This window comes from Nonomuraea spiralis, assembly GCF_014648435.1.
GTDB lineage: Bacteria > Actinomycetota > Actinomycetes > Streptosporangiales > Streptosporangiaceae > Nonomuraea > Nonomuraea spiralis.
In genome coordinates this window covers 58,229-79,623 of sequence record NZ_BMRC01000034.1, presented here as the reverse complement: position 1 = coordinate 79,623, position 21,395 = coordinate 58,229, and the positions used below count along the sequence as shown (strand labels likewise).

26 protein-coding genes and 1 tRNA gene are annotated in these 21,395 nt (G+C 68.4%); 16 read left to right on the top strand and 11 right to left on the bottom strand.

Annotated elements, in window-relative coordinates; all coding sequences use genetic code 11:
• Positions 1-46 precede the first annotated feature (46 nt).
• A complete protein-coding gene (locus IEZ27_RS46150; protein ID WP_229824955.1) occupies positions 47-1,135 on the top strand; it encodes a M15 family metallopeptidase in 1,089 nt (362 codons plus the stop codon).
• Here the strand turns inward: IEZ27_RS46150 and mscL are convergent.
• Genes mscL through IEZ27_RS46135 form a run of 3 tightly spaced genes read right to left on the bottom strand, consistent with a single transcriptional unit; the run spans position 1,132 to position 2,951 of the window.
• On the bottom strand, positions 1,132-1,530 hold the full coding sequence (mscL, locus tag IEZ27_RS46145) for a large conductance mechanosensitive channel protein MscL (protein WP_125636512.1): 399 nt from the start codon (positions 1,528-1,530) through the stop codon (positions 1,132-1,134). The genes IEZ27_RS46150 and mscL overlap by 4 nt on opposite strands.
• Before the next feature lie 33 nt (positions 1,531-1,563).
• Positions 1,564-2,145 (bottom strand): Flp pilus assembly protein CpaB, encoded by a 582-nt coding sequence (gene cpaB, locus IEZ27_RS46140; protein WP_189653042.1) that lies wholly within the window; start codon positions 2,143-2,145, stop codon positions 1,564-1,566.
• Complete coding sequence (locus IEZ27_RS46135) at positions 2,142-2,951, bottom strand: S-methyl-5'-thioadenosine phosphorylase (protein ID WP_189653041.1); 810 nt, start codon at positions 2,949-2,951, stop codon at positions 2,142-2,144. Before IEZ27_RS46135 ends, cpaB begins: the two co-directional genes overlap by 4 nt.
• A 110-nt stretch (positions 2,952-3,061) precedes the next feature.
• Between IEZ27_RS46135 and IEZ27_RS46130 the strand changes: the two genes are divergently transcribed.
• A complete protein-coding gene (locus tag IEZ27_RS46130) occupies positions 3,062-5,029 on the top strand; it encodes an MFS transporter (protein ID WP_189653040.1) in 1,968 nt (655 codons plus the stop codon).
• Positions 5,030-5,060: 31 nt separating this feature from the next.
• Here the strand turns inward: IEZ27_RS46130 and IEZ27_RS46125 are convergent, their stop codons facing one another.
• From IEZ27_RS46125 to IEZ27_RS46115, 3 genes are all read right to left on the bottom strand, one after another.
• Positions 5,061-5,363 carry an FmdB family zinc ribbon protein gene (locus tag IEZ27_RS46125; RefSeq protein ID WP_189653039.1) on the bottom strand — a complete coding sequence of 101 codons (303 nt, stop codon included), beginning with the start codon at positions 5,361-5,363 and terminating at the stop codon, positions 5,061-5,063.
• 69 nt (positions 5,364-5,432) lie between these two features.
• Entirely contained in the window at positions 5,433-6,938 is a 1,506-nt protein-coding gene (locus IEZ27_RS46120; protein ID WP_189653038.1) for a potassium/proton antiporter, read from the bottom strand.
• 23 nt (positions 6,939-6,961) lie between these two features.
• On the bottom strand, positions 6,962-7,531 hold the full coding sequence (locus IEZ27_RS46115) for a 5-formyltetrahydrofolate cyclo-ligase (protein WP_189653037.1): 570 nt from the start codon (positions 7,529-7,531) through the stop codon (positions 6,962-6,964).
• 24 nt (positions 7,532-7,555) lie between these two features.
• Between IEZ27_RS46115 and galU the strand changes: the two genes are divergently transcribed.
• The 8 genes from galU (at position 7,556) to IEZ27_RS46075 (ending at position 12,527) form a co-directional block, all read left to right on the top strand.
• Positions 7,556-8,458 carry a UTP--glucose-1-phosphate uridylyltransferase GalU gene (galU, locus tag IEZ27_RS46110; protein WP_125636519.1) on the top strand — a complete coding sequence of 301 codons (903 nt, stop codon included), beginning with the start codon at positions 7,556-7,558 and terminating at the stop codon, positions 8,456-8,458.
• Positions 8,445-9,623 carry a molybdotransferase-like divisome protein Glp gene (gene glp, locus IEZ27_RS46105; RefSeq protein WP_189653036.1) on the top strand — a complete coding sequence of 393 codons (1,179 nt, stop codon included), beginning with the start codon at positions 8,445-8,447 and terminating at the stop codon, positions 9,621-9,623. The genes galU and glp overlap by 14 nt, the downstream gene beginning before the upstream one ends.
• Positions 9,620-10,096 carry a cyclic pyranopterin monophosphate synthase MoaC gene (gene moaC / locus IEZ27_RS46100; RefSeq protein WP_125636521.1) on the top strand — a complete coding sequence of 159 codons (477 nt, stop codon included), beginning with the start codon at positions 9,620-9,622 and terminating at the stop codon, positions 10,094-10,096. The genes glp and moaC overlap by 4 nt, the downstream gene beginning before the upstream one ends.
• Complete coding sequence (locus IEZ27_RS46095) at positions 10,093-10,572, top strand: MogA/MoaB family molybdenum cofactor biosynthesis protein (protein ID WP_229824954.1); 480 nt, start codon at positions 10,093-10,095, stop codon at positions 10,570-10,572. Before moaC ends, IEZ27_RS46095 begins: the two co-directional genes overlap by 4 nt.
• Before the next feature lie 58 nt (positions 10,573-10,630).
• On the top strand, positions 10,631-11,284 hold the full coding sequence (locus IEZ27_RS46090; protein ID WP_185844799.1) for a GNAT family N-acetyltransferase: 654 nt from the start codon (positions 10,631-10,633) through the stop codon (positions 11,282-11,284).
• A gap of 124 nt (positions 11,285-11,408) precedes the next feature.
• Complete coding sequence (gene sepX / locus IEZ27_RS46085) at positions 11,409-11,981, top strand: divisome protein SepX/GlpR (RefSeq protein WP_189653035.1); 573 nt, start codon at positions 11,409-11,411, stop codon at positions 11,979-11,981.
• Positions 11,982-12,030: 49 nt separating this feature from the next.
• Positions 12,031-12,104, top strand: a tRNA-Ala gene (locus IEZ27_RS46080).
• 162 nt (positions 12,105-12,266) lie between these two features.
• Positions 12,267-12,527 carry an ATP-binding protein gene (locus IEZ27_RS46075; protein WP_379478705.1) on the top strand — a complete coding sequence of 87 codons (261 nt, stop codon included), beginning with the start codon at positions 12,267-12,269 and terminating at the stop codon, positions 12,525-12,527.
• 117 nt (positions 12,528-12,644) lie between these two features.
• On the opposite strand, the gene IEZ27_RS46070 is transcribed toward IEZ27_RS46075, so the two are convergent.
• A complete protein-coding gene (locus IEZ27_RS46070; RefSeq protein ID WP_189653034.1) occupies positions 12,645-13,130 on the bottom strand; it encodes a DUF1579 family protein in 486 nt (161 codons plus the stop codon).
• Between the two features lie 87 nt (positions 13,131-13,217).
• On the opposite strand from IEZ27_RS46070, the gene IEZ27_RS46065 reads away from it, so the two are divergent.
• Together IEZ27_RS46065 and IEZ27_RS46060 are read left to right on the top strand one after the other, a co-directional pair.
• Positions 13,218-13,556, top strand: a complete 339-nt coding sequence (locus tag IEZ27_RS46065) for an ArsR/SmtB family transcription factor (RefSeq protein ID WP_189653033.1) — start codon at positions 13,218-13,220, stop codon at positions 13,554-13,556.
• Entirely contained in the window at positions 13,553-13,978 is a 426-nt protein-coding gene (locus IEZ27_RS46060; RefSeq protein WP_189653032.1) for an SRPBCC family protein, read from the top strand. The genes IEZ27_RS46065 and IEZ27_RS46060 overlap by 4 nt, the downstream gene beginning before the upstream one ends.
• 495 nt (positions 13,979-14,473) lie before the next feature.
• Here IEZ27_RS46060 and IEZ27_RS46055 read toward each other — a convergent pair whose 3' ends face one another.
• Together IEZ27_RS46055 and IEZ27_RS46050 are read right to left on the bottom strand one after the other, a co-directional pair.
• Complete coding sequence (locus tag IEZ27_RS46055; RefSeq protein ID WP_189653031.1) at positions 14,474-15,457, bottom strand: hypothetical protein; 984 nt, start codon at positions 15,455-15,457, stop codon at positions 14,474-14,476.
• A 4-nt stretch (positions 15,458-15,461) separates the two neighbouring features.
• Positions 15,462-15,959: a SigE family RNA polymerase sigma factor gene (locus IEZ27_RS46050; protein ID WP_125636534.1), complete on the bottom strand. Its 498-nt coding sequence runs from the start codon at positions 15,957-15,959 to the stop codon at positions 15,462-15,464.
• Positions 15,960-16,269: 310 nt separating this feature from the next.
• Between IEZ27_RS46050 and IEZ27_RS46045 the strand changes: the two genes are divergently transcribed.
• Both IEZ27_RS46045 and IEZ27_RS46040 read left to right on the top strand, forming a co-directional pair.
• Positions 16,270-16,746 (top strand): RNA polymerase sigma factor, encoded by a 477-nt coding sequence (locus IEZ27_RS46045; protein ID WP_229824953.1) that lies wholly within the window; start codon positions 16,270-16,272, stop codon positions 16,744-16,746.
• Positions 16,739-17,509: a hypothetical protein gene (locus IEZ27_RS46040; RefSeq protein ID WP_189653029.1), complete on the top strand. Its 771-nt coding sequence runs from the start codon at positions 16,739-16,741 to the stop codon at positions 17,507-17,509. Before IEZ27_RS46045 ends, IEZ27_RS46040 begins: the two co-directional genes overlap by 8 nt.
• A 73-nt stretch (positions 17,510-17,582) precedes the next feature.
• Here the strand turns inward: IEZ27_RS46040 and IEZ27_RS46035 are convergent, their stop codons facing one another.
• A complete protein-coding gene (locus IEZ27_RS46035; RefSeq protein ID WP_189653028.1) occupies positions 17,583-18,038 on the bottom strand; it encodes a hypothetical protein in 456 nt (151 codons plus the stop codon).
• 456 nt (positions 18,039-18,494) lie between these two features.
• On the opposite strand from IEZ27_RS46035, the gene IEZ27_RS46030 reads away from it, so the two are divergent.
• Both IEZ27_RS46030 and IEZ27_RS46025 read left to right on the top strand, forming a co-directional pair.
• Positions 18,495-19,034: an RNA polymerase sigma factor gene (locus IEZ27_RS46030; protein WP_229824952.1), complete on the top strand. Its 540-nt coding sequence runs from the start codon at positions 18,495-18,497 to the stop codon at positions 19,032-19,034.
• Positions 19,031-20,152, top strand: coding sequence for a CU044_5270 family protein (locus tag IEZ27_RS46025; RefSeq protein WP_189653026.1), 1,122 nt, complete (start codon positions 19,031-19,033; stop codon positions 20,150-20,152). The genes IEZ27_RS46030 and IEZ27_RS46025 overlap by 4 nt, the downstream gene beginning before the upstream one ends.
• A gap of 47 nt (positions 20,153-20,199) precedes the next feature.
• On the opposite strand, the gene IEZ27_RS46020 is transcribed toward IEZ27_RS46025, so the two are convergent.
• Entirely contained in the window at positions 20,200-21,360 is a 1,161-nt protein-coding gene (locus IEZ27_RS46020) for an NAD(P)/FAD-dependent oxidoreductase (protein ID WP_189653025.1), read from the bottom strand.
• Positions 21,361-21,395: the final 35 nt, after the last annotated feature.

Below are 21,395 nucleotides of genomic sequence, written 5' to 3'. Positions count from 1 at the left end.
TGCGTGCCTGACCCGGGTAACGAGTGTGCAAACGGAGGAGTCGAACGTGCCATCCCCTCGATCAGCGGGTCTGATCGCGGTCGTCATGGCGATGGCTTCCCTCTTCGTGCCATCAGCGGCGCAGGCGCACGCGGGAACTCAGCAGACGCGAACCCAGGTGGAACGGCGGGATCCGACGAACCTGTCGGAGCTGCGCAAGGAGGCCGAACGATCGGCCAAGGAGCTTGAGGACGCCACCAAGGCCCTGGAGAAGCGGCGTGCCACGATCGCGGCCTCTGAGAAGGAACTCAAGGCCAAGCTGACCGGGCTGCAGGATCTGGAGCGGCGGCTCGCGGTGATCCGGCAGCCGGTCTCGGAGCTCGCCGAGCTGCTCTACGAGCAGCCCGTCGGGGCGGACGGCGTGGTGCCGTTCCTGTCGGGTGACGCGGGGGTCGGCACGCTGCGGGCGCTCAGCGACGCGACCCAGATGGTCGCGGTACGGCAGCAGGCCGTGCAGCAGACCAGCACCCTCTACAAGGAGGCCGAACGGCTGGCCGCCGAGTCGCAGGAGTTGCGGGCGGGCAACCTGCTGGCCGAGGCCCAGATGGCCGCCGAGATCGACACGCTCAGGCAGCGGTCGGACAAGATCGTCAAGTCGCTCACCGCGGCGCTGGTGAAGCTCGGCATCAAGATCGACAAGGTCGGACGGGCGGCGCTGGGCTGCAATCCGCTCCAGGCCGCCACGGCCAACAGCTACCCCAACGGGCTCATCCCCAAGAGCATGCTCTGCCCGCTCCAGCAGAAGGGGTTCAGCCTGCGGGCGGACGCCACGATCGCCTTCGTCAGCCTCAACGAGGCCTACCGGAAGCGGTTCGGCAAGGCGATGTGCGTGACGGACGCCTACCGGAGCCTGGCCGAGCAGCAGTCCGTCTACTACCGGCGGCCGGGGTTCGCGGCCGTGCCGGGGCGCAGCAACCACGGCCTCGGGCTCGCTGTCGACCTGTGCGGCGGGGTGGAGAGGTTCCGGTCCGCTGAGTTCGTGTGGATGGAGAACAACTCCAAGAGGTACGGCTGGTTCCATCCCGCCTGGGCCTACAGCAGTCCGTTCGAACCGTGGCACTGGGAGTACGACCCGAAGATCGACTCACTGCTCTAGGCCGGCACCACCTCGGCGCTGCAGAAGGCGCAGCGGGAGGCGGCCTTCGGGATCTCCGACAGGCATTCGGGGCAGTCGCGGGTCGTCGCCTCGACCTTGGCCGCGGCACGGTCCTTGAAATGCGTGTACGGCTTGACGACCAGGAAATACACCACCGCCGCGATCATCAGGAACGAGATCACCGCGTTGAGGAAGTTGCCGTACATGAAGTGGGACCTGCCGACGGTGACCTTCAGCGAGGAGAAGTCGGGCAGGCCGCCGAAGGCCGAGATCAGCGGGGTCAGGATGTCGGCGACGAACGACTGCACGATCGAGTTGAAGGCCGCCCCGATGACCACGGCCACGGCCAGGTCGAGGACGTTCCCCTGCATGAGGAACTTCTTGAATCCGTTCATGGCCGAGAATCGTAGCCGAATGATTACTCAGCGTTAAAACTTGAGGGTGATGGAGAGGCGGCCCGAGAGCTGGGCGCCCGCCAGCTGCGCCGCCTGGTACGGGGTGGCCGCCAGGACCACCAGCGCGCCGCCCGTACGCGTGTCGTCGGCGGGCCGGGGGACGGTGATCACCCGGATGTCGTCGGCGATGAGCCGGGCCGGCTGGCCGCCCTCCCAGGCCGCCAGGACGCCGATGGTGGAACCCGGGGAGATGAGGGCGACGGCGTCGGGGTCGGCGATGCGCACCGGGGCGGCGACCGTGCCCGGCGGCAGGGTCAAGGAGTGGAGCAGGCGGGCGTCGGTCAGGGGTTCGCCGCGCCGCATGGGGCCGGCGAGGTAGCGGCCCGCCGCGTACGAGCGGACGGCCCCGTCGGGCGGATGGGCGAGCGGGACCGGGCGCAGGTCGCCCGGGCGCAGCGGGCCGGGGGAGAGGTCGCGGGCGGCCACGAGGACCTCGGGACCGGCCGCTGGACGGATGGCGACAAAAGCCGACAGGACGCCGAGCGCGGCCAGGGCCGCCGCGATCAGGCGGCGGCGCCGGGCCCACGGGCGCAGCCAGGCGGGCTGCCTGTTCACGGCAGCTCGAAGGGCAGCTTGATGCCGTCGAGGGCCGAGCCGCAGGGGCACGTGGGATCGGCGGGCAGGGCCTTGACGGTCTCGGCGACCAGTGTGCGCATGCGGGTGACGTTGCGGGCGAAGAACTCCAGCACCTCGTCGTGGGTCACGCCCTGGCCGGCCTCGACCCCGGCGTCGTGGTCGGTCACCAGGGAGAGCGAGGTGTAGCACAGGGCCAGCTCGCGGGCCAGCACCGACTCGGGGTAGCCGGTCATGCCCACGATCGACCAGCCGTTGGCCGCGAACCACTGGGACTCGGCCCGGCTGGAGAAGCGGGGGCCCTCGATGACCACCAGAGTGCCGCCGTCGACCACGTCGTCCCAGCCGGTGGAGCGGGCCGTGGCCACGGCGGCGGCTCTGCCCGACGGGCAGTAGGGATCGGCGAAGGAGACGTGGACGGCCCCCGGGTCGTCGTAGTACGTCTGCGGCCGGCCCGAGGTGCGGTCGACGATCTGGTCGGGCACGACGATGGCGCCCGGACCGTACGCCAGCTTGAGTGAACCCACGGCGCTCGGGGCGAGCACCTGGCGCACGCCGAGCGAGCGCAGCGCCCACAGGTTGGCGCGGTAGGGGATGCGGTGGGGCGGGAAGCGGTGGTCCCGGCCGTGGCGGGGGATGAACGCCACCGAACGCGAGCCGATGCGGCCGACGGTGACGACGTCGCTGGGGGGCCCGTACGGGGTGGAGAGCTGGATCTCCTCCGCGTCGTCGAGGAGGGAGTAGAAGCCCGAACCGCCGAGGACGCCGATGTCTGCGCGAGTGACCATGGCGCCGAGATTAGCCGGGCGGCCGGAGGCCACGAGAACGCCGAACGCCGTTCTGTGGATAACTCGAACGCGGAGCGTACGCACACCAGTACGAAGAGTAGGATCGCTGCATGCGGCAGAAAGGGCTCGGCCTCATCATCATCGCGCTGATGCTCGGTCTGCTGCTGGCCTCGCTCGACCAGACCATCGTCTCCACGGCCCTGCCGACGATCGTGAGCGACCTCGGCGGGCTGGAGCAGCTCTCATGGGTCGTGACCGGCTACATGCTCGCCTCGACCGTCTCCACGCCGCTGTGGGGCAAACTGGGCGACCAGTACGGCCGCAAAAGGCTCTTCATCGCCGCGATCATCATCTTCCTCCTCGGATCGGCCCTGTGCGGGCTGAGCCGGAACATGGGGGAGCTGATCGGCTTCCGGTCGCTCCAGGGGCTGGGCGGCGGCGGGCTGATGGTGCTCACCCAGGCGATCGTGGGCGACGTGGTCTCGGCCCGCGAACGCGGGCGCTACCAGGGCTTCTTCGGTGCCGTCTTCGCCGTCAGCAGCATCGTCGGGCCGCTGCTCGGCGGGCTGTTCGTCGACCATCTGTCCTGGCACTGGGTGTTCTACATCAACCTGCCCCTGGGCGCGATCGCGCTGGTCGTGATCGCGTCCGCGCTGCCGCGCGACGACACCGGCACCAGACATCGCATCGACTACGCGGGGGTGGTGCTGCTGGGCAGCGCGACCTCGTGCCTGGTGCTCATCGCGACCTGGGGCGGCACCACCTATCCCTGGGCGAGCCCGGTCATCGTCGGCCTGGCGCTGGCCGCGGCTGGGCTGGTCGTGGCGTGGATCGCGGTCGAGCGGCGGGCCGCCGAGCCGGTGCTGCCCCTGGAGCTGTTCGGGGTGCGGGCGTTCGCGATGTCGTCCGCTGTGGGGTTCGTGGTGGGGTTCGCGATGTTCGGGGCGCTCACGTACCTGCCGCTGTTCCTGCAGGTCGTGCACGGGGTGAGCTCGACGTTGTCCGGGGTGCACCTGCTGCCGATGATGGTCGGGATGCTCGCCATGTCGGTCAACAGCGGGCTGATCATCTCCAAGACCGGGAAGTACCGGTTCCTGCCCATCGTGGGCACGGCCGTGGCGACGGTCGGGCTGTTCCTGCTGTCCGGGCTCACCGAGCACAGCAGCCTGCTCGCCATGGGCGCGTGCCTGCTGGTGCTCGGCATCGGGCTGGGGATGACCATGCAGGTGCTGGTGGTCGTCGTGCAGAACGCCGTCGACTTCAAGGACCTGGGTGTGGCCACGTCCGGGGCGACGTTCTTCCGTTCGATCGGAGGGGCGTTCGGGGTCGCCACGCTGGGGTCGGTGTTCACCGGCACGCTCAACGACGACCTGCGCCAGGTGCTCGCCAGGGTCCGGCTGCCGCCGGGGTTCGACCCGGCCCAGGTTCAGCGGGACCCGACCGTCATCCGGCGGCTGCCGCCCGCGCTGACCGCTCAGTTCCTCCATGTGTACGCCGACGCGATCGCCACCGTCTTCCGGGTGTCGGCGCCGGTGATGCTGGGGGCGTTCGCGCTGAGCTGGTTCATCCCGCAGACGCGGCTCAGGGAGACCACCAAGGCATCCGACCTGGGCGAGGGGCTGGGCGCCACGGCCACCGAACGGTCGTCGCTGGCGGAGGTCGAGCGCGGGCTCATGCGGCTCGCCGACGCCGACCTGCGCAAGGGCTACTACGAACGGCTCGGCGCGCTGGCCGGGCTGAGCGGCATCCCGCCACAAGGCGTGTGGGTGCTCGCCAGGCTCAACGGCAAGGGCTGGGTCGGGGCCGGTGAGCTGGCCGAGCGTGCCAAGGTCAGCAGAGCACGCGGAAAGCCCCACGTCGACCGGCTGGTGGACGAGGGGCTGGTGGAGCGTTCTGAGGACGGCGAGCGGCTGCGGCTCACGCCGAAGGGGGACCGGGCGGCCCTGGGGCTGGTGCGCTGCTCACGCGAGGGGCTGAGCAGGCTGGTGGCCGACTGGGGTCCCGATCCACAACTGAAACGGCTCGTCGATCGCGTCGCGCCGGAACTGCTCGGCGCGTACGCCGACCGGCCTCCGTGAAGTCCCCGCCCGTGCGGGCGGGGTGACGTGCCTAGTTGGAAGCCGCAGCGGGCGCCGGCGCCGGGGTGGACGACGACGAGGACTCACTCGACTTGCTCTCGCTCGACTTGCTCTCGGCCGACTTCGACGGGGTGGTCGAAGAGGCGGAGGTCGAGGACGAACGGTTGTCCGTGCGGTAGAAGCCCGAACCCTTGAACACGATGCCGACGGCGGAGAACACCTTCCGCAGGTTGCCCTGGCAGTTGGGGCACACCGTCAGCGCATCGTCGGTGAACTTCTGCACGACTTCGAGCTGCTCACCGCAGTCGTTGCAGGCGTACTGGTAGGTCGGCACGCGCTCCTCCTTACACGTTCTGGCACTCGAGCGATGCGACTGCTAATGCTAACCGATTGGGCCAAACACCTATTCCAACCCCCGCTCGCCGTACCAACCGGCCAGCTTGCCGCTGCGGCTCACGGCGCGCAGGCGGCGTTCGACCTGGTCACGGCAGGCAGCCGTGGTGACCAGCAGCAACTGGTCGTCGGCGCGGACGCGGGTGCTGTTGTCCGGGACGAACGATCTGCCGTCGCGGACCACCAGCGTGACGGCGGCTCCGGCGGGCAGGCGGAGCTCGAAGATCTCCACGCCGTGCAGGAGCGACCCGACGGGCACCTTGACCTGCAACAGGTCCGCCTTGAGCTCCTCCAAGGGCGCGGACTCCACCTCCAGGTCGTGCGCCTCGCCAGGCGCGCCAACCCCGAGCACCCGGGCGGCGTACGGCAGCGTCGGCCCCTGCAGCAGCGTGAAGACGATCACGATCACGAAGACCTGATTGAAGATCTCCTTCGACCCCTCCACGCCGGACGCCCACGGGATGGTCGCCAGCACGATGGGGATCGCGCCGCGCAGTCCGGCCCACGACAGGAACGCCTGATCCCGCCAGCTCACCCGGTCCAGCCGCAACACCCGGGCCACCGTGGAGCTGGCCAGCACCGACAGCGGGCGGGCCACCATCACCAGCACGGACCCGGCGATCACGCCCGGCACGATGGCCGACGGCAGCTCTTTGGGCGTGGCCAGGAGGCCCAGCATGACGAAGAGCCCGATCTGCGCCAGCCAGGCCGCGCCCTCCGCGAACCCCCTGGTCGCGGCCCGGTGCGGCAGGCGCGAGTTGCCGAGGATGAGGGCTGTCAGGTAGACGGCCAGGAATCCCGAGCCGTGGAGCAGCACCGCGCCGCCGTACGAGACGAAGGTGAGGGCGAGCACGGCGATCGGGTAGAGGCCCGAGGCCGGGAGCGCGACGCGGCGCAGCGCGTACGCGCCCGCCGGGCCGACCGCCAGGCCCACGGCCGCGCCGATGACCAGCTCGATCGCGGTTTCGAGCAGGAACGTTCCCACGGACGCCGGCCGTTGCGAGGCCCCGCTGAGCAGGACGACGGCGATGACCGTGGGCGCGTCGTTGAACCCGGACTCGGCCTCCAGTACGCCCGCCAACCGGGTCGGGAGCGGCAATCGTCGCAACACGGAGAAGACGGCGGCCGCGTCCGTCGAGGCCAGGACGGCGCCCAGGACCAGCGCCGCGGTCGGATCCATGCCGAGCAGCCCCTGGACGGCCAGCGCTACGACCACGATGCTGACCGTCACGCCCACGGTGGCCAGGATCAGGGCGAGCGGCACCGATTTGCGGATGTGCGACCAGGTCGTGGTCAGACCGCCCTCGGCCAGGATCACCGCCAGCGCGGTCAGGCCGATCTGCTGGACGGCCTGCGGGCTTTCGAGCTTCGCGCCGAACCCCGAAGCGCCCAGAATCAGACCGAGCCCCAGGAAGAGGAGAAGACTGGGCAGACCGCTGCGATGCGCGACACGTACGGACGCGATGGCCGCGATGACGATCCCGGCACCGATCAGGAGCCAGACATCAAGCGTCATCCGGCTCCCTCCCGTCTCTTCGGTCACATAAGCCTAGTGAGTCCCTCGGGCGTCATCGCAAAACGGACCCGGAGGTCGTGCGGTTCGGCCGGCACACCGTCGATCAGCTCGCCGCCGTGCAGCAGGGCCACCGTGGGGACGTTCGGCCCCACCCTGGCCAGCGCGCGGTCGTACGAACCGCCGCCGCGTCCGAGGCGCACCCCCGAGGTCCGGTCGACCGCGAGGGCGGGCACGATCACCAGCGCGGCCGTGCGGACGGCGTCGACGCCGCGGCGGGTGTCGACGGGTTCCATGATGCCGAAGCGGCCAGGGGCGAGTGTGTCCGGGCCGTCATAGACCGCCCAATCCAGATCATTGTCCTCTTTGAGCACCGGAAGGATCACCGTCGCGCCATGTTTCCAGAGAGCGAACACGAGACCGTGCGTCTCCGGCTCCGACCCCGCCGACCAGTAGCAGGCCACCAGACCGGCCATCTGGACCCACGGCTGTTCGAGCAGCGCCTCGCGGACTTTGGTGGCGTTTGCCCGCAGTTGTTCGGGGGACAGAGCGGTACGCGCCGCGAGTAGTTGGCGACGCAGGTTCAGCTTGTCCACAGGTACCTCCACTAGGGTCTACTCATGGCTGACTTCGACCCTGTGACGAAAGCCGTCGTGCCCGCCGCGGGTCTGGGCACCCGGTTCCTCCCGGCGACCAAGGCGACACCCAAGGAGATGTTGCCCATCGTCGACAAGCCCGCGATCCAGTATGTCGTCGAGGAGGCGGCCTCCGCCGGGCTCCTCGACGTCCTCATGGTCACCGGCAAGAACAAGCGGTCCATCGAAGACCACTTCGACCGCGCGTTCGAGCTGGAAGAGGCCCTGGAGGCCAAGGGCGACGAGCAACGGTTGTCCCAGGTCCGCGAGCCCGCCTCGCTCGCCACGCTGCACTACGTGCGGCAGGGTGAGCCGAAGGGGCTGGGGCACGCGGTGCTGTGCGCCAAGCAGCACGTCGGCGACCACCCGTTCGCGTGCCTGCTCGGTGACGACCTGATCGACTATCGCGACGCCCTGCTCAAGCGCATGATCGAGGTCCGTGACACGTTCGGGGGCAGTGTGGTCGCGCTGATGGAGGTGCCCAGGGAGCAGGTCTCGCTCTACGGCGTCGCCACCATCGCCGGCACCGTCGAGGACGACGTCGTGCGCGTGACCGACCTGGTGGAGAAGCCGCCGGTGGACGAGGCGCCGTCCACATGGGCAGTCATCGGGCGATACGTGCTCGATCCCGCCGTTTTCGAGGTTCTGGAGAGCACGCCGCCGGGGCGCGGCAACGAGATCCAGCTCACCGACGCGCTGCGCACGCTGGCCGGCCGCGGTACCGAGGAGGGCGGGCCGGTCCACGGCGTGCTGTTCCGCGGGCGGCGGTACGACACCGGCGACAAGCTCGACTATCTGCGGACGGTCGTGAAGTTCGCCGCGGATCGTGAGGATCTCGCGCCGGAGTTCGTCCCATGGCTACGGGAGTTCCTCGATGAGATCGGTTGACGCGCATCTGGCCGACATCCTGGCCACTGTGCGTCCGCTCGCGCCGCTGGAGCTGGAGCTTGAGCGGGCGCTCGGCACGACGCTGGCCGAGGACGTGTCCTCGCCGGTGCCGCTGCCGCCCTTCGACAACTCCGCGATGGACGGCTACGCGGTCAGGGCCGAGGACGTCCCGGGCACCCTGCCGGTGATCGACGACGTGGCCGCCGGCTCCGACGAGCTGCGGGCCGTGGGCCCGGGGCATTCCGTACGGATCATGACCGGGGCGCCCATGCCCGCCGGGGCGGACTCCGTCGTCCCGGTGGAGTGGACGGATGGGGGCACGGTCTCCGTCCAGATAAATCGTGATGTGCCGGTGGGTAACGCGATTCGCCGGGCAGGTGAAGACGTCCAGGCGGGCGAGGTGGTGCTCAAGGCCGGCACGGTGATCGGACCGGCCCAGCTCGGGATCATCGCCGGTGTGGGGCGGCGGCGCGTCTGGGTGCGTCCGCAGCCGCGTGTCGTCGTCATCTCGACCGGCGCCGAGCTGGTCGAGCCTGGGGCGCCGCTGGCCCGCGGGCAGATCTGGGACTCCAACAGCTACACCCTGACGGCCGCGGTGCGCGAGGCCGGCGCCGAGGGGTTCCGCGCGGGGTCCGTCGGCGACGATCCCGCCGTACTGCTCGACCAGCTCGACACCCACCTGATGCGCGCCGACGCGATCATCACCAGCGGCGGGGTCTCCATGGGGGCGTACGAGCCCGTCAAGGAGGCGCTGGCGCCGCTCGGCACGGTCAGGTTCGAGAAGGTCGCGATGCAGCCCGGCATGCCCCAGGGCTTCGGCGTGCTGGGCGACGACCGGGTGCCGATCTTCGCCCTGCCGGGCAACCCGGTGTCCTCCTTCGTGTCGTTCATGCTGTTCGTACGTCCCGCGCTCGACAAGATGCGCGGCCTGCCGACCGACACGTCACGCACGGTGACCGCCTACGTCACCGGGTCGCTGCGCTCGCCCGCGGGCAGGCGCTCGTACCTGCGCGGCGTGCTGGCCTCCGACGGCACGGTCTCGCCGGTCCACGGACAGGGCTCCCACCAGCTCGCCGCCCTGGCCTCGGCGAACGCGCTGATCGTGGTGCCCGAGGACGTGACCGAGGTCCCCGGTGGGTCGAGCGTGGAGGTGATCCGGCTGTGAGCGAACTCACGCACATCGACGAGACCGGCGCGGCGCGCATGGTCGACGTCTCGGCCAAGGACGTCTCGGCCCGTACGGCGACGGCGACCGGACGGGTGTTGTTGTCGGCCGAGGTCGTGGCGCTGCTGCGGTCCGGCGAGGTGCCCAAGGGCGACGCGCTGGGGGTGGCGCGGATCGCCGGGATCATGGGGGCGAAGCGTACGCCCGACCTGGTCCCGCTCTGCCACCCGATCGCGTTGCACGGCGTGAAGGTCGTGCTCGACGTCGAGGACTGGGGGGTGGCGATCACCTGCCGGACGAAGACGGCCGACCGTACCGGGGTGGAGATGGAGGCGCTGACCGCCGTCTCCGTGGCCGCGCTGGCGCTGGTCGACATGGTGAAGGCGGTCGATCCGGCCGCTGTGATCACCGACATCCGGGTGGAGGAGAAGGTGGGCGGGAAGACCGGTCTGTGGACCCGGGAAGCCACGTGATCCGGGCACTTGTGGTGACCGTGTCGAACCGCGCTTCCGCTGGGATTTATGCCGATAAATCGGGGCCGTTGCTGGTGGAACTGCTGGCGTCCGACGCCGGCTGCGAGGTCTCGGGCCCCCTGGTGGTGCCCGACGGCGAGGCGGTCGAAGCGGCGTTGCGGGACGGCGTCGCGCAGGGTTACGACGTGATCGTGACCACCGGCGGCACCGGGCTCACCCCCCTCGACCTGACGCCGGAGATGACCGCCCGAGTGATCACCAGGGAAATTCCTGGCATAGCGGAGGCCATTCGCCTGGCTAATCGCGACAAGGTGCCTACGTCGGTTCTGTCCCGAGGGCTGGCCGGCCAGGCGGGGGACACGCTGATCGTGAACCTGCCCGGCTCGTCCGGTGGCGTCCGGGATGGGGTGGCCGTGCTCGCTCCCGTCCTGCGGCACGCGGTCGAGCAGATCAGGGGCGGCGATCACCCTCGCTGACCAGGGTTTCGTTCTGCCGATCGAGATCCGTGGCGACATCGAGCCCGATAGGGGGATGATGAGAGGTGTGGATCGACTTCGTGGCTGGCCGGCGACCCTGAACGAAGGCCCGGTAGGCCTCCGGCCGCTGCGGCTGAGCGACGTACGCGTTTGGCGCGAGACCAGGTTGCGCAACGCCGACTGGCTGCGTCCCTGGGAACCGAGCAACCCCGAGACCCCGCTGTTCAGAACGGGCCTCGGGCCGTACATCTCCATGGTGGGCACCCTGCGCCGCGAGGCGAGACAGGGGCTGGCGCTGCCGTGGGTGGTCACCTACGACGGCCGGTTCGCGGGGCAGCTGACCGTGGGGGCCATCGTGTGGGGGTCTGCCCGTTCTGCCCAGGTCGGTTACTGGGTGGACGGCGCGCTGGCCGGGCGGGCCATCATCCCCACCGCACTCGCCCTGGCCGTCGATCATTGCTTTTTCACCACCGGATTGCATCGGCTAGAAGCGAACATCCGTCCTGAGAACCAGGCCAGCCGTAGGGTGGTGGAGAAGCTCGGGTTCAGGGAAGAGGGCATTCGGCGTCGCCAACTCCACATCGACGGGGCCTGGCGTGACCACATCTGCTACGCGCTGACCGTCGAGGACGTCCCCGGCGGCCTGCTCGTACAGTGGCGGCGCGCCCGTGAGTCGGCCGCTCACGGCGGATCTCCAGTCGAAGAGGTTTGACGATCTCGCGACACACCGCACCGAATGCTCGTCAATCAGTGACACACGGTCTTACGGTGCGTGACGTGAGCACAATGAAGGCGCGACGAGCACGTACGCGCTTTCGTGCTGTCCGGAGGTGGTCGTGAGCAGCGCCTTCCTCTATGTCGCCATCGTCGTGATGTGGCTGTGCGTCCTGATTCCGATGTGGTTGCGGCGGGACAAGACGAACCTCCAGGAGCTGGCCGAGCTCGAAGAGCACTACACGGGCGAGCACGCGCTGCCCGACCTGGACAACCTCGACGCCGCCGACGGCGACGAGGACGCTTCCGAGGTCGAGAAGGTCGATGTCCGGCAATTCCGGCTGCGGCGCAGAGCGATCATCGTAGCGCGCCGCCGGAGGCTGTTGTTCTTCACCGCGTTGCTGGTGCTGGCCTCGGTGGTCACCGCGGCGGTCGAGATGATCCCGTGGTGGGGCGTAGCGCCCTCTGTGGTGGTCATGCTGGGGTATATGGCTTTTCTGCGGATTGCCGTACAGGTGGATCGGGAGCGCCGCCAGAGGGCCCTTCAGGCGCGCGCCGAGCGGCAACGCCGGGCGCGCGAGCGGCGCCGGGCGGCGGCGGAGGTGGAGGCCGAGGTCATCGACCTGGCCGCCATGCATGTCGACGTTCTCTTCGACCAGTACGCCGAACCGCCCAGGCGAGCGGTGGGGGACTGAAAGGGTGGCGCGAGGACCCCTGGGAGTTTGCTAATCTGGTCGAGTCCTTGGGGATGTAGCGCAGTCCGGTAGCGCACTTCGTTCGCATCGAAGGGGTCAGGGGTTCGAATCCCCTCATCTCCACCCAAGTCAAAGGCCCTTTCGGATGATCCGAGAGGGCCTTTGTGAGCTTCTGAGTGACATGTTGCAGGGCTAGCATCCCTGCCGTCGAAGATTCGGTCCATGGCCAGCGTGCCAGTCTGAATGACAGGCCGGATCTGGTGGCGGTAGACGATCTCGGTCACGGTGGTGCTGGCATGGCCGCACAGCTTGGCGATCTCGTCGATGGAGAGACCAGTCTTCCAGGTCCTCACCGAACGCGAAGAGAAGAACAGTCTCGCCATTGCCAGCAACGAGTCCTTCTCCGGCTGGACCCGCACCTTTACCGACCCGCGCCTCTGGGCCGCGATCGTCGACCGGCTCACCTTCGCCGGCAACATCATCGAGGCCGGCACCGACTCCTACCGTCGTGCCCAGACCCGAGCCAGAGCCGAACAAGCCCGCTGACCACGCTTGTCGGCGTACACCTCCATGGGCAAAGGCGCGGAGCATGATGGTGTTGTGGTGTCTCTGCCAGGAACGGCGAGGCGAGTTCGACGGTGAGGCTTCTGACCTGCGAGGGATTCAGCGGCGAGGGATGGTGCTGGGGCTGGAAGCCCTCGTGAAGCTCATGTCCATCCAGTGCCGCCAGTTTGAGCCGTTGTCAGTGCGCTCCCATTCGGCCGTCATGGAGTCGCCGTCTTCGGCGATCACCAGCGTCGCCCGCTCCGTCTCACCGGCGAACGTCCAGACACCCTCGTCGTCGACGCTTGCCCGCATGGTGACGAAGTTGCCGTGATTGTCGAAGGAGCGCATGGGGTAGGTCCGGCTCGCTGGATCGTAGGGCCCGATCATCTCGATGACCTCGACGTGCTCCTCGTTCATGCGCACGTCCACACGGTGAATGAGGAAGTGCTCGCCCGCCAGCCACTCGTAGGTGTCCGACCCGGCGATGCGGATCGTCGGGTCGATCGCGGTGGCCGCTGTACGCCCCTGTGAACGCCAACGGCCAACCAGCGCATTCAGGCGCTGGTTCTCCGATCGCGGGGCACGGGTGTCGTCTCCTGACATAGTGAATCCTCGTCATCGATAGAGTGTAAGATGTTGCTTAAACACTTACATGCTGTCCCGGCAGTGCGCAAACGAAGGCGGTGGCCCATGGACGACGCGCTTCGCGCTGTGGCGGACCCGACCCGCCGCGCCATCCTCGTCCTGGTGCGGGATCGCGAGGTATCGGCAGGCGAGATCGCCGAGCGCTTTCCCGAGATGAGTCGCCCCGCGGTATCCCAGCATCTGCGAACGCTGACAGCGGCCCGCCTCGTAGACGTCCGCCGCGCAGGCAATCGCCGCTTCTATCGGCTACGCCCGGAGGGGCTGGCCGAGGCGGTGACGTTCCTGGAGACGATGTGGTCCACCTCGCTCAGCCGCCTCCAGCACGAAGCCGAGCGAGAAGAACACGCGCACACTGGTGACCAGGACGTGAAGGGATCGTTGTGAGCAGGACGATTGAGCAGACGTTGCACATCCGTGCGCGTCCCGAGACGGTCTGGCGGTTCTTCACCGACCCGGCACGCCTGGCGCGATGGTGGGGAACGGCCGAGCTGGACGCCCGCCCCGGCGGCGCCTTGCAGGTTGCGATGCACGAGGGCCCACGCCCGGTGATGCGCGGACGGTTCGTGGAGCTCGTGCCGTACGAACGTCTCGTCTTCACCTTCGGCTGGGAGGCCACACCGGGAGCGCCCGACATGGCACCAGAGGCATCCCGAGTCGAAGTCACCCTGACCCCGGACGGTGATGGCACCGAGGTCACCCTGCGCCACAGTGGTCTGCCGACCGTACTCGAAGAGGAGACCAGCGATGGCTGGGCGCACCTGCTCCTTCGTCTGGGCGAAACGGCAGAACGCCCGGAACTCCGCTGAACCTGGTCGAACATACGCGTACTCGCCTCCGCAGCGGGAGGTGTACGCCGACAACACACACAGCGTCACGAGAGCCATGTCCCAGACCCACGGGCATGGCTCTCTTTTCAATGACATTCCAAGGCAGTTGATCAGCAAGTGGTTCTCAAGCCGACCGACACATGGCTCTCGGAGCCACCTTCATAGCCCTACGCATCGGGCGCATACCGGCCGGCTTCGATGGCGCCGTGATCAAGCAGAGAAGGCACTCGACGGAAGCCGTCGTCATTCGCTGGGCCTTTGGTTGCGGATTGCCCGTGATCATCGCCCTAAAGTTCGTGACCGTCGAGCTTCAACTGGTAGCTCGTGCACACATCTATTGCGCCGGTGACTGCAGTCGCGTCGTCCGGTAGGCATCTTCTCGCCCTGGCAGCCTCGCCACCACCGTCACCGCCTGAGGACGCTGGTGCCGACCATGCCCCTGAGCCGGTTACCGCGTGGCACGATCACGCACTGTCATAGGTCGCCGTCATAAACGGCCACTGTCAGCGTTCCGGGGCGCCGCAGGTACTCGGGGATGGACGTCTCCAGCCGGACCCTGACCGTTGTCGTCTTCTCACTGAGCGGCCGTTTGCCCAGGTGGAGGGACCCGGCCCCGGGCGGCGGGAAGGAGCAGTGGCCGAAGTCCTCCAGGCGCCCGTTCACCCACAGCTTCCGGCTGAGCCGCTCGGCGAGGCCGTCCCCGCAGTAGGTGACGATGGCCAGGCCGTGGCCCCTGTTCGGCACGGTGAGTGTCACCTCACGGGTGCCGGGCCAGGTGGCGCTGCCCTTGGCGACCAGGCTGAGGTCCTCCCCGATCTTCGCGAGCGGCTCGACCGGAGGCGAGGCGGTCCTCATCGTGGCCGGCGGCGTCCACTCGTACACGCCGAACCGCCATTTCCCCGGAAGCGTCATCCCAGGGTAGGCCGTGACGGAGAATCTCACCGTCCGAGTCCCGGCGGGGAAGAGCTGCGTGTCGACCGCTTTGCCCTGCTCGCACGAGTTCATCAGTGACAGCGTGAAGTCCTTGTTCAGGCCCGGCACCCGCAGGCTGACACGCGGTGGCCCCGCTTTGGGATGCGGGCAGTCAGGCAGGATGGCCACCGGCTTGCCGCTCACCTTCACCTGGAATGTCGTCGATTCCTCGCGTGACGGGTCGAAGGCCGCAGTCGCGAGCCTGCGGTAGACAGTGCCGTCGGACTCCTTGTACTGGATCGGGAACTTCTCGGTCACTGTCGCGGTGGTCGGCTGATTGACTTGCTCCGGCCCGCGCAGGCTGACAATCGTTCCCACGGTGACGACCGCGACGGCGAAAGTGACAGCGACAGCGACGGCCGACAACCGGCGCCGCCGCGCGCCGCGCGTCCTGGCCCGCAGTGAGTGCCACGGGATCGGGCGGTCGAGCGCAGGGCTGCTGCGCTCGACCAGCAGGTCGCGGAGTTCTCCCTGGTCGATATGCATGGCGCTACCCCCTCCTGTCGTACGCGAATGACTCGTCCACCCGAAGCTTGGCCAGCGCTCTGCTTGCCTGGCTCTTGACCGTCCCGACGCTGCAGCCGAGCGTCGAAGCGGTCTGGACCTCGGTCAGGTCCTCGAAGAACCGCAGCACGACGACGGCCCGTTGCCGGGCAGGCAAGCGGCCGAGCGCCTGCCAGACCAGTTCGCGATCGTCGGCCTGTCCCATGTGGTCGGCCGCCTGCGCCTGGTCGGGCGGCGACTCGCTGGTCAGCTCGGCCCGTCTCCAGCGGCGCCGCCACCAGGAGACGTGCAGGTTCACAATGATCTTGCGTACGTACGCCTCACGCTCGTCGCCCAGGCGCGGCCAGGCCTGCCACGCCTTCAGCAGCGCCGTCTGCACCAGGTCCTCGGCCGCTCCCCAGTCACGGGCGAGCAGATAGGCGGTGCGGAGCAGCCGGTGCCATGACGCCTCGACGAACGCGTCGTACTCCGATCTATCCGCCATGTACGGTCCTTCCTCAGGCGACAGTCACCCGTCCTTACGCCGCCGGAAGAACTGAAGGTTGCTCGGGCTCAAGAACCTGTCTTCTTTCACACTTCTGCAGTTGATGATCGTTCTCAGCACCAACGGCTGTCCGCTGGCTGGAACAGGCGCATCGGTACATGACGGTCCGCGTGCCCGACGCAGCACGCTGAACCCTGGAAGCGCGGATGCCCGTGAACACTCGAGCCTCTTGTGACAAGACACAGATGACATCCGAAGGGGGTCCAGTGCCGAAAATAGATCATCTATGGTGACAGATACGTCACCGCTGGTGGTGGACTCCGAGATCATCACAAGTTCCCTCGATGATCCGGAGCAATTCGCCGCCCTGTTCGACCGCTACGCCGCGACGCTCTACAGGTACATCTCCTATCGCGATGCCCGGCCCTGGTTGCTGGGCATCGCGACCAAGCTCATCACCGGCCACCGCCGGACCGAGGTCAGCCGCTACCGCGCGCTGGAGCGGCAGAGGCCAGCCCAGCCCGTCGAGGGACCGGAAGAGGCGATCACTCGTGATCTGACCGCCCAAGGGTCGCGGACGGTCCTGCTGAACGCGCTCGCGCTGCTGTCGCGAGGCGACCGGGACGTCCTGCTCCTGGTCGCCTGGAGCGACATGACGTACGAGGAAGCGGCCCGCGCGCTCGGCATCCCGGTCGGCACGGTCAAGTCGCGGCTCAATCGGGCCCGGCGCAAGGTCCGCCACACCCTGGATGGAGTCAACCCGTTGGAGGCGCAAGATCATGGATGAATTGAAGACGCTCATCAAGGAACTGGAACATGAGCCGCCCCACTCCCTGGCTCGGCAACGCCTCCGGCTCGCCCAGGAGACGACTGCGGCACCGCGCGATCGGCGCTGGAGGAGGCTGCTTCCGTTCGGTCGGCACACCCGGCTGGAACGGCCGCTCCTGAGCGGGCGGCGGCTCGCGATGGGCGCAGCTGTGGCGGCGGCCGTCGCGGTGGGCGTGGCCGTGCCTTCCTTGCTCGGTTCCGCCAAGCCGGCGTACGCACTGACGAAGAACCAGGACGGGTCGATCAACCTCAAGATCTACGATTTCCGGGACCCCGAGCATCTCGAGAAGGAACTGGCAGATTGGGGTGTGCCGGCTGACATCATCTACCTGCCTCTCGGCAAGCGCTGCGGGAACAGCCGGGCCCCCTCCCTCAAGGGCGACGACTTCGGCTTGACCAAGGAGGAGCTGTCGAGCGGTGATGCCGCCGCGCAGGCCAAGCTTCGGGAGAGACTGCAGAAGTCGATCTCTTACCAGGCAATTCGCCCGCAAGATGGCATCACCATCTACCCCCGCCACATCAAGCCGGGCCAGATCGCGATGATCGAGGTCATGGAGAATCCGGTCACGCCCACGGTAGAGAGTCCCGGGGTTGCCTGGCAGTTCAGTGGACGACTGACGACCGGGCCCATTGAGCCGTGCAAGGTCGTGGCGGACCCCTCGGCCAACGACATCGTCGAAGGGGTGTCGGTCGCCCCGTACTCGTATTGGGACGAGGGCTGAGCGGGTTGTAAGGGCAGAGGTTCGACCAGACGGCGGCAGGCAACTCCCTGCGCGCGGGCACGCACACCGGTGGTTACTCGACCAGCCGTCCCGTTGTCTTCTTTCCGTCCATGGGTACGGCCAGGCAGTACACGGTCCGGTAACGAGGCCAGTCCTCAAAGGCCGGCCCAAGCCACGCGATGCCGATCTCATCCCTTTTCGACTTTTTGATGCGCATTCTGGGGAGACATCCGTTCTCCGCGAGTCGCGTCATGTCCGCACCCGGATACGGCCCCTGGGGGAGGACGTACGTGGTGGCGAACTCGGCCGAGTGCGGCACGCGGCAGGGGACGACGGTCACCAGGGACGTCTGGGGAAGGGGTTCGATGCAGTCGCCGGGTCGTAACTCGGTGGCGTAAAACCGTTGCGTGCCGGGAATGGTGCTCTGCTGCAGTGGAGTTTTTGGGGCGGCGGCGGGTTCCGGCTGAGCGGACTCGGATGACGCCACCGGCACCGAGGTAGCTGCGCAGCCGGCGAGCGAGATGGCCAAGCAGCATGCGATCAGTGATGTGCGAACCATGGCATCAGGGTGGCAGCTTCAGATCACCTCGGGATCCCGGACCGGATCGGAGATGATCAGAGCTGTCGTGACTCCACGACTCATCCGGCGGCCAGAATCGGCATGAGTCCTGGCACGCTGTCGATGACCCGCAGGAAGGCAAGCCTCACGGGGCCGCCGGCATACGCGTGACCGCCGTCAATGAGCTGGTTGGCCACCGCCCTCGCCCCGTGCTCCCCATCCTCTGCCGCAGGAGTGAACTCCTTGTGAAAACCTCACCGGGAAGACGCAAGCGAGAAGGGGCTCGGAGCAATCCAGAGGCCCTTCTCCCATGTCCGGAAGTCGAACCACCCGGCTCGTAGAAAAGGCGAGATCGAGATGTAAGAAAGCCTTCGTCGGGACCACATGTTCCATGAACAATGCGCGTCCCCGACCGAAGGAACCGGCTTGCCCAACCCCCACGAGCGCTTCACCGCGCTCTACAACACCCACCAAGCGCGGGTGTACGGCTATGCGGTGACTCGAGCCGGACACCAGCTCGCGGAGGAAGTGGTCAGCGAGACCTTCCTCGTCGCCTGGCGACGACTTGACGACATCCCCGACCACGCGCAGTTGCAGTGGCTCTTCCGCGTCGCCCGGAACATCCTGCGTGACAACTTCCGGCAGGACGCCCGTCGTGCGTCTTTGGAGGCCGACCTGCGCACGTGGGTGGAGAAGGCCGTCGCCGACGTGGGTGAACACGCCACCGAACGACTCACCGTTCTCCGCGCGCTCGCCACCCTGTCCGACGGCGACAAGGAGATCCTGACTCTCACCACGTGGCACGGCCTGTCCGCCGTGGAAGCGGCCGAGGTGCTGGGCTGTACGAAGGCCACCTTCTTCGTCCGGCTGCATCGTGCACGCCGCCGGCTGCAATCGGCGATCGACACCGCAGGTACCAGCCCGTCTCCCAAGCCCGTGATCGTCCCCGGAGGGAAACTTCGATGAGCCGCAAGCCCGACACGATGCGACTGCTCGCCATGGCCCGCCCGGACTCGTTGGATCGCGGATCCCGCCTTTCCGCCGACGACCTGCTGAGCAAGGCCGGCGACGACCTGCTGGGCAAGGCCGGCGACGAGCCGCGAACCAGGCCGGCCGGCAGGTCGTCACGGCCGAGATCGAACATCATGACCGCCATTCGCATCGCCGCCGTCGCGACGGCCGCCACGGTCGTGACGGTCACGCTGACGCGGAGCACGGACATCGGGCCCACGACGTCTCAACCCGTATCCGCCCGTACGGTCCTGCTTGCCGCCGCGGATCGGATCGAGACCGCCGGCGCGGCGACGGGCCGCTACTGGCACAGTTCCGGCCAGAGCATGGCAGTGGGAGCGGAAGGGCGCGCACCCACGGGTATGACACCCAAGCTGGTCAGATATCGGGTGACATGTACGCATGAGGTCTGGATGGCCAAGTCGGCGCGGGAGCCGAGCTGGGGCCTGGTCACCGCTCAGTCAGGCAAGCCCCTTTCCCCGGCCGATGAGGTGATCTGGCGAGAACAGGGGGCGTACCGGCTCGGCGCCTGTGAGGGACCAGGCGTTCCCGGCATCGGCGGCATGGCGCCGCGACCGCCGTTCGCCTTCCGGCTGGACGACCAGCAGAATCCCGAAGTCTCCTATCCTGCGGTCGGTCCCGTACACGTCACGATCGAACAGGTCATGGGCTTGCCGGCGGACCCGGTGCGGCTGAAGGAAGTTCTGCAAGGGCGGGCTTGGCGAGGTGGTTACCCGGCCACCGAGGAGCTTCTCTACACCCAGGCCACCAGCCTGCTCTCCGAACTGCCGACGACTCCTCAGCTACGCGCCGCGCTCTACCGCATGCTCGCGGGTCTGACGAGCGTCAAGAACATCGGGACCATCACCGATCCCCTGGGCCGGGCGGGGAACGGCATCGAACTCGACGGGACCAGGCAGATCATCATCGAGGAGTCCTCAGGCCGGCTGCTGGCCGTACAGGAACGATCTCCCGACCGTACGGGAACGCTCACCTCGTGGACCGCTCTGACCGCATCCGGCTGGACGGACGCACGCCCGAAGCTGCCCAGCAGGATCGTGCCCGGCGACTGACGTGCGCGGCGGCCGGTGGGCCGCCGCGCCCCGGAGGAGGACGGAGGTCAGGGGACGGGCTGCTCGTCGTCGCGGGGGAAGAAGGGCAGTTCGATGTGGACGCGGTCGGCGGCGGCGAGGATCTTCTCCGCGTCGTCGACCGGCGGGTGGATCGCCTGGTTGATCCGTATCTTGATCTCCTTGCCCTCAGGGCCCGTGGCCATCACCCTCCGGTCCCAGCCCCGGGTGAAGATCCCGCCGGCGTCGCCCAGGTCCAGGCAGGTGACGTACGGACCAGGGGTGAACTCGCGCAGCGGCACGCCGAGCAGGTCGGCCGCGGCGTTGTGCCCGGCGACCTTGCCGAGCGGGGTGGCGTGCTGGCACGCCTGCATGACCGTGTGCTCGGCGTCGAACGCCGCCGCGGCGGTGTCCCCGGCGACGAACACCTCGGGAAGGGCACGCAGCCACCGATCCACCGGTATCCGGCCGAGGTGGTCGAGCTCGTCGCAGATCTGCCGGGTGAGCTCGCTGGCCCGCATCCCCACCGACCAGACCACCGCGTCCGCCTCGACCTTGGTGCCGTCGGACAGGACGGCGTGCCCTTCACCGACCTCGGTCACCGTCGTGCCGAGCCGGTGTTCGACGCCCAGCTTGTCCAGTGCGGCTTCGATCTCCGCACGCGGGCCCGGGCCGAGCTGGTTCGCGAGCACCTGCGACCGGTCCACCAGCAGCACCCGACCCCGGGCGGCCAGCGCGGTCGCCGCCTCCAGACCGGTGAACCCGGCGCCGACGACCACAGCCGTGTAGTCCTCGCGGTCGCGCAGATGGTCGGTGAGCCGCCGGGCTCCGTCAAGGGTGTCGATGTCGAAGAGCCGTTCGGCGCCGGGCAGGTCGTGTGGCCGGACGAGCCGGCTGCCGGCCGCCAGCACCAGGCGGTCGTAGCCGATCTCCTCGCCGTCGGCCACCACCGTGCGGCGGTCGGTGTCGATCGTGCTCACCGAGGCCCGCAGGTGCCTGACGCCGATCGGCCCGAGGATTCTGCGCAGTTCCACCTTGGCCAGGTCGGGTTCCGGCTCGTACAGGCGTGGGCGCAGTACCAGGTGGTCGTTCGGCGCGATGAGCGTGATGCGCAGGTCCTTGCCCCCGGCCGCCCGCTCGCGTGCCAGCGCCGCGCCCGCGGCGCTCCACACGCCCGCGAAACCGCCTCCGATGATCACAACGTGTGCCATTGGTTCGTCCTCTCAGCCTCCCCTGGGGATCAGGG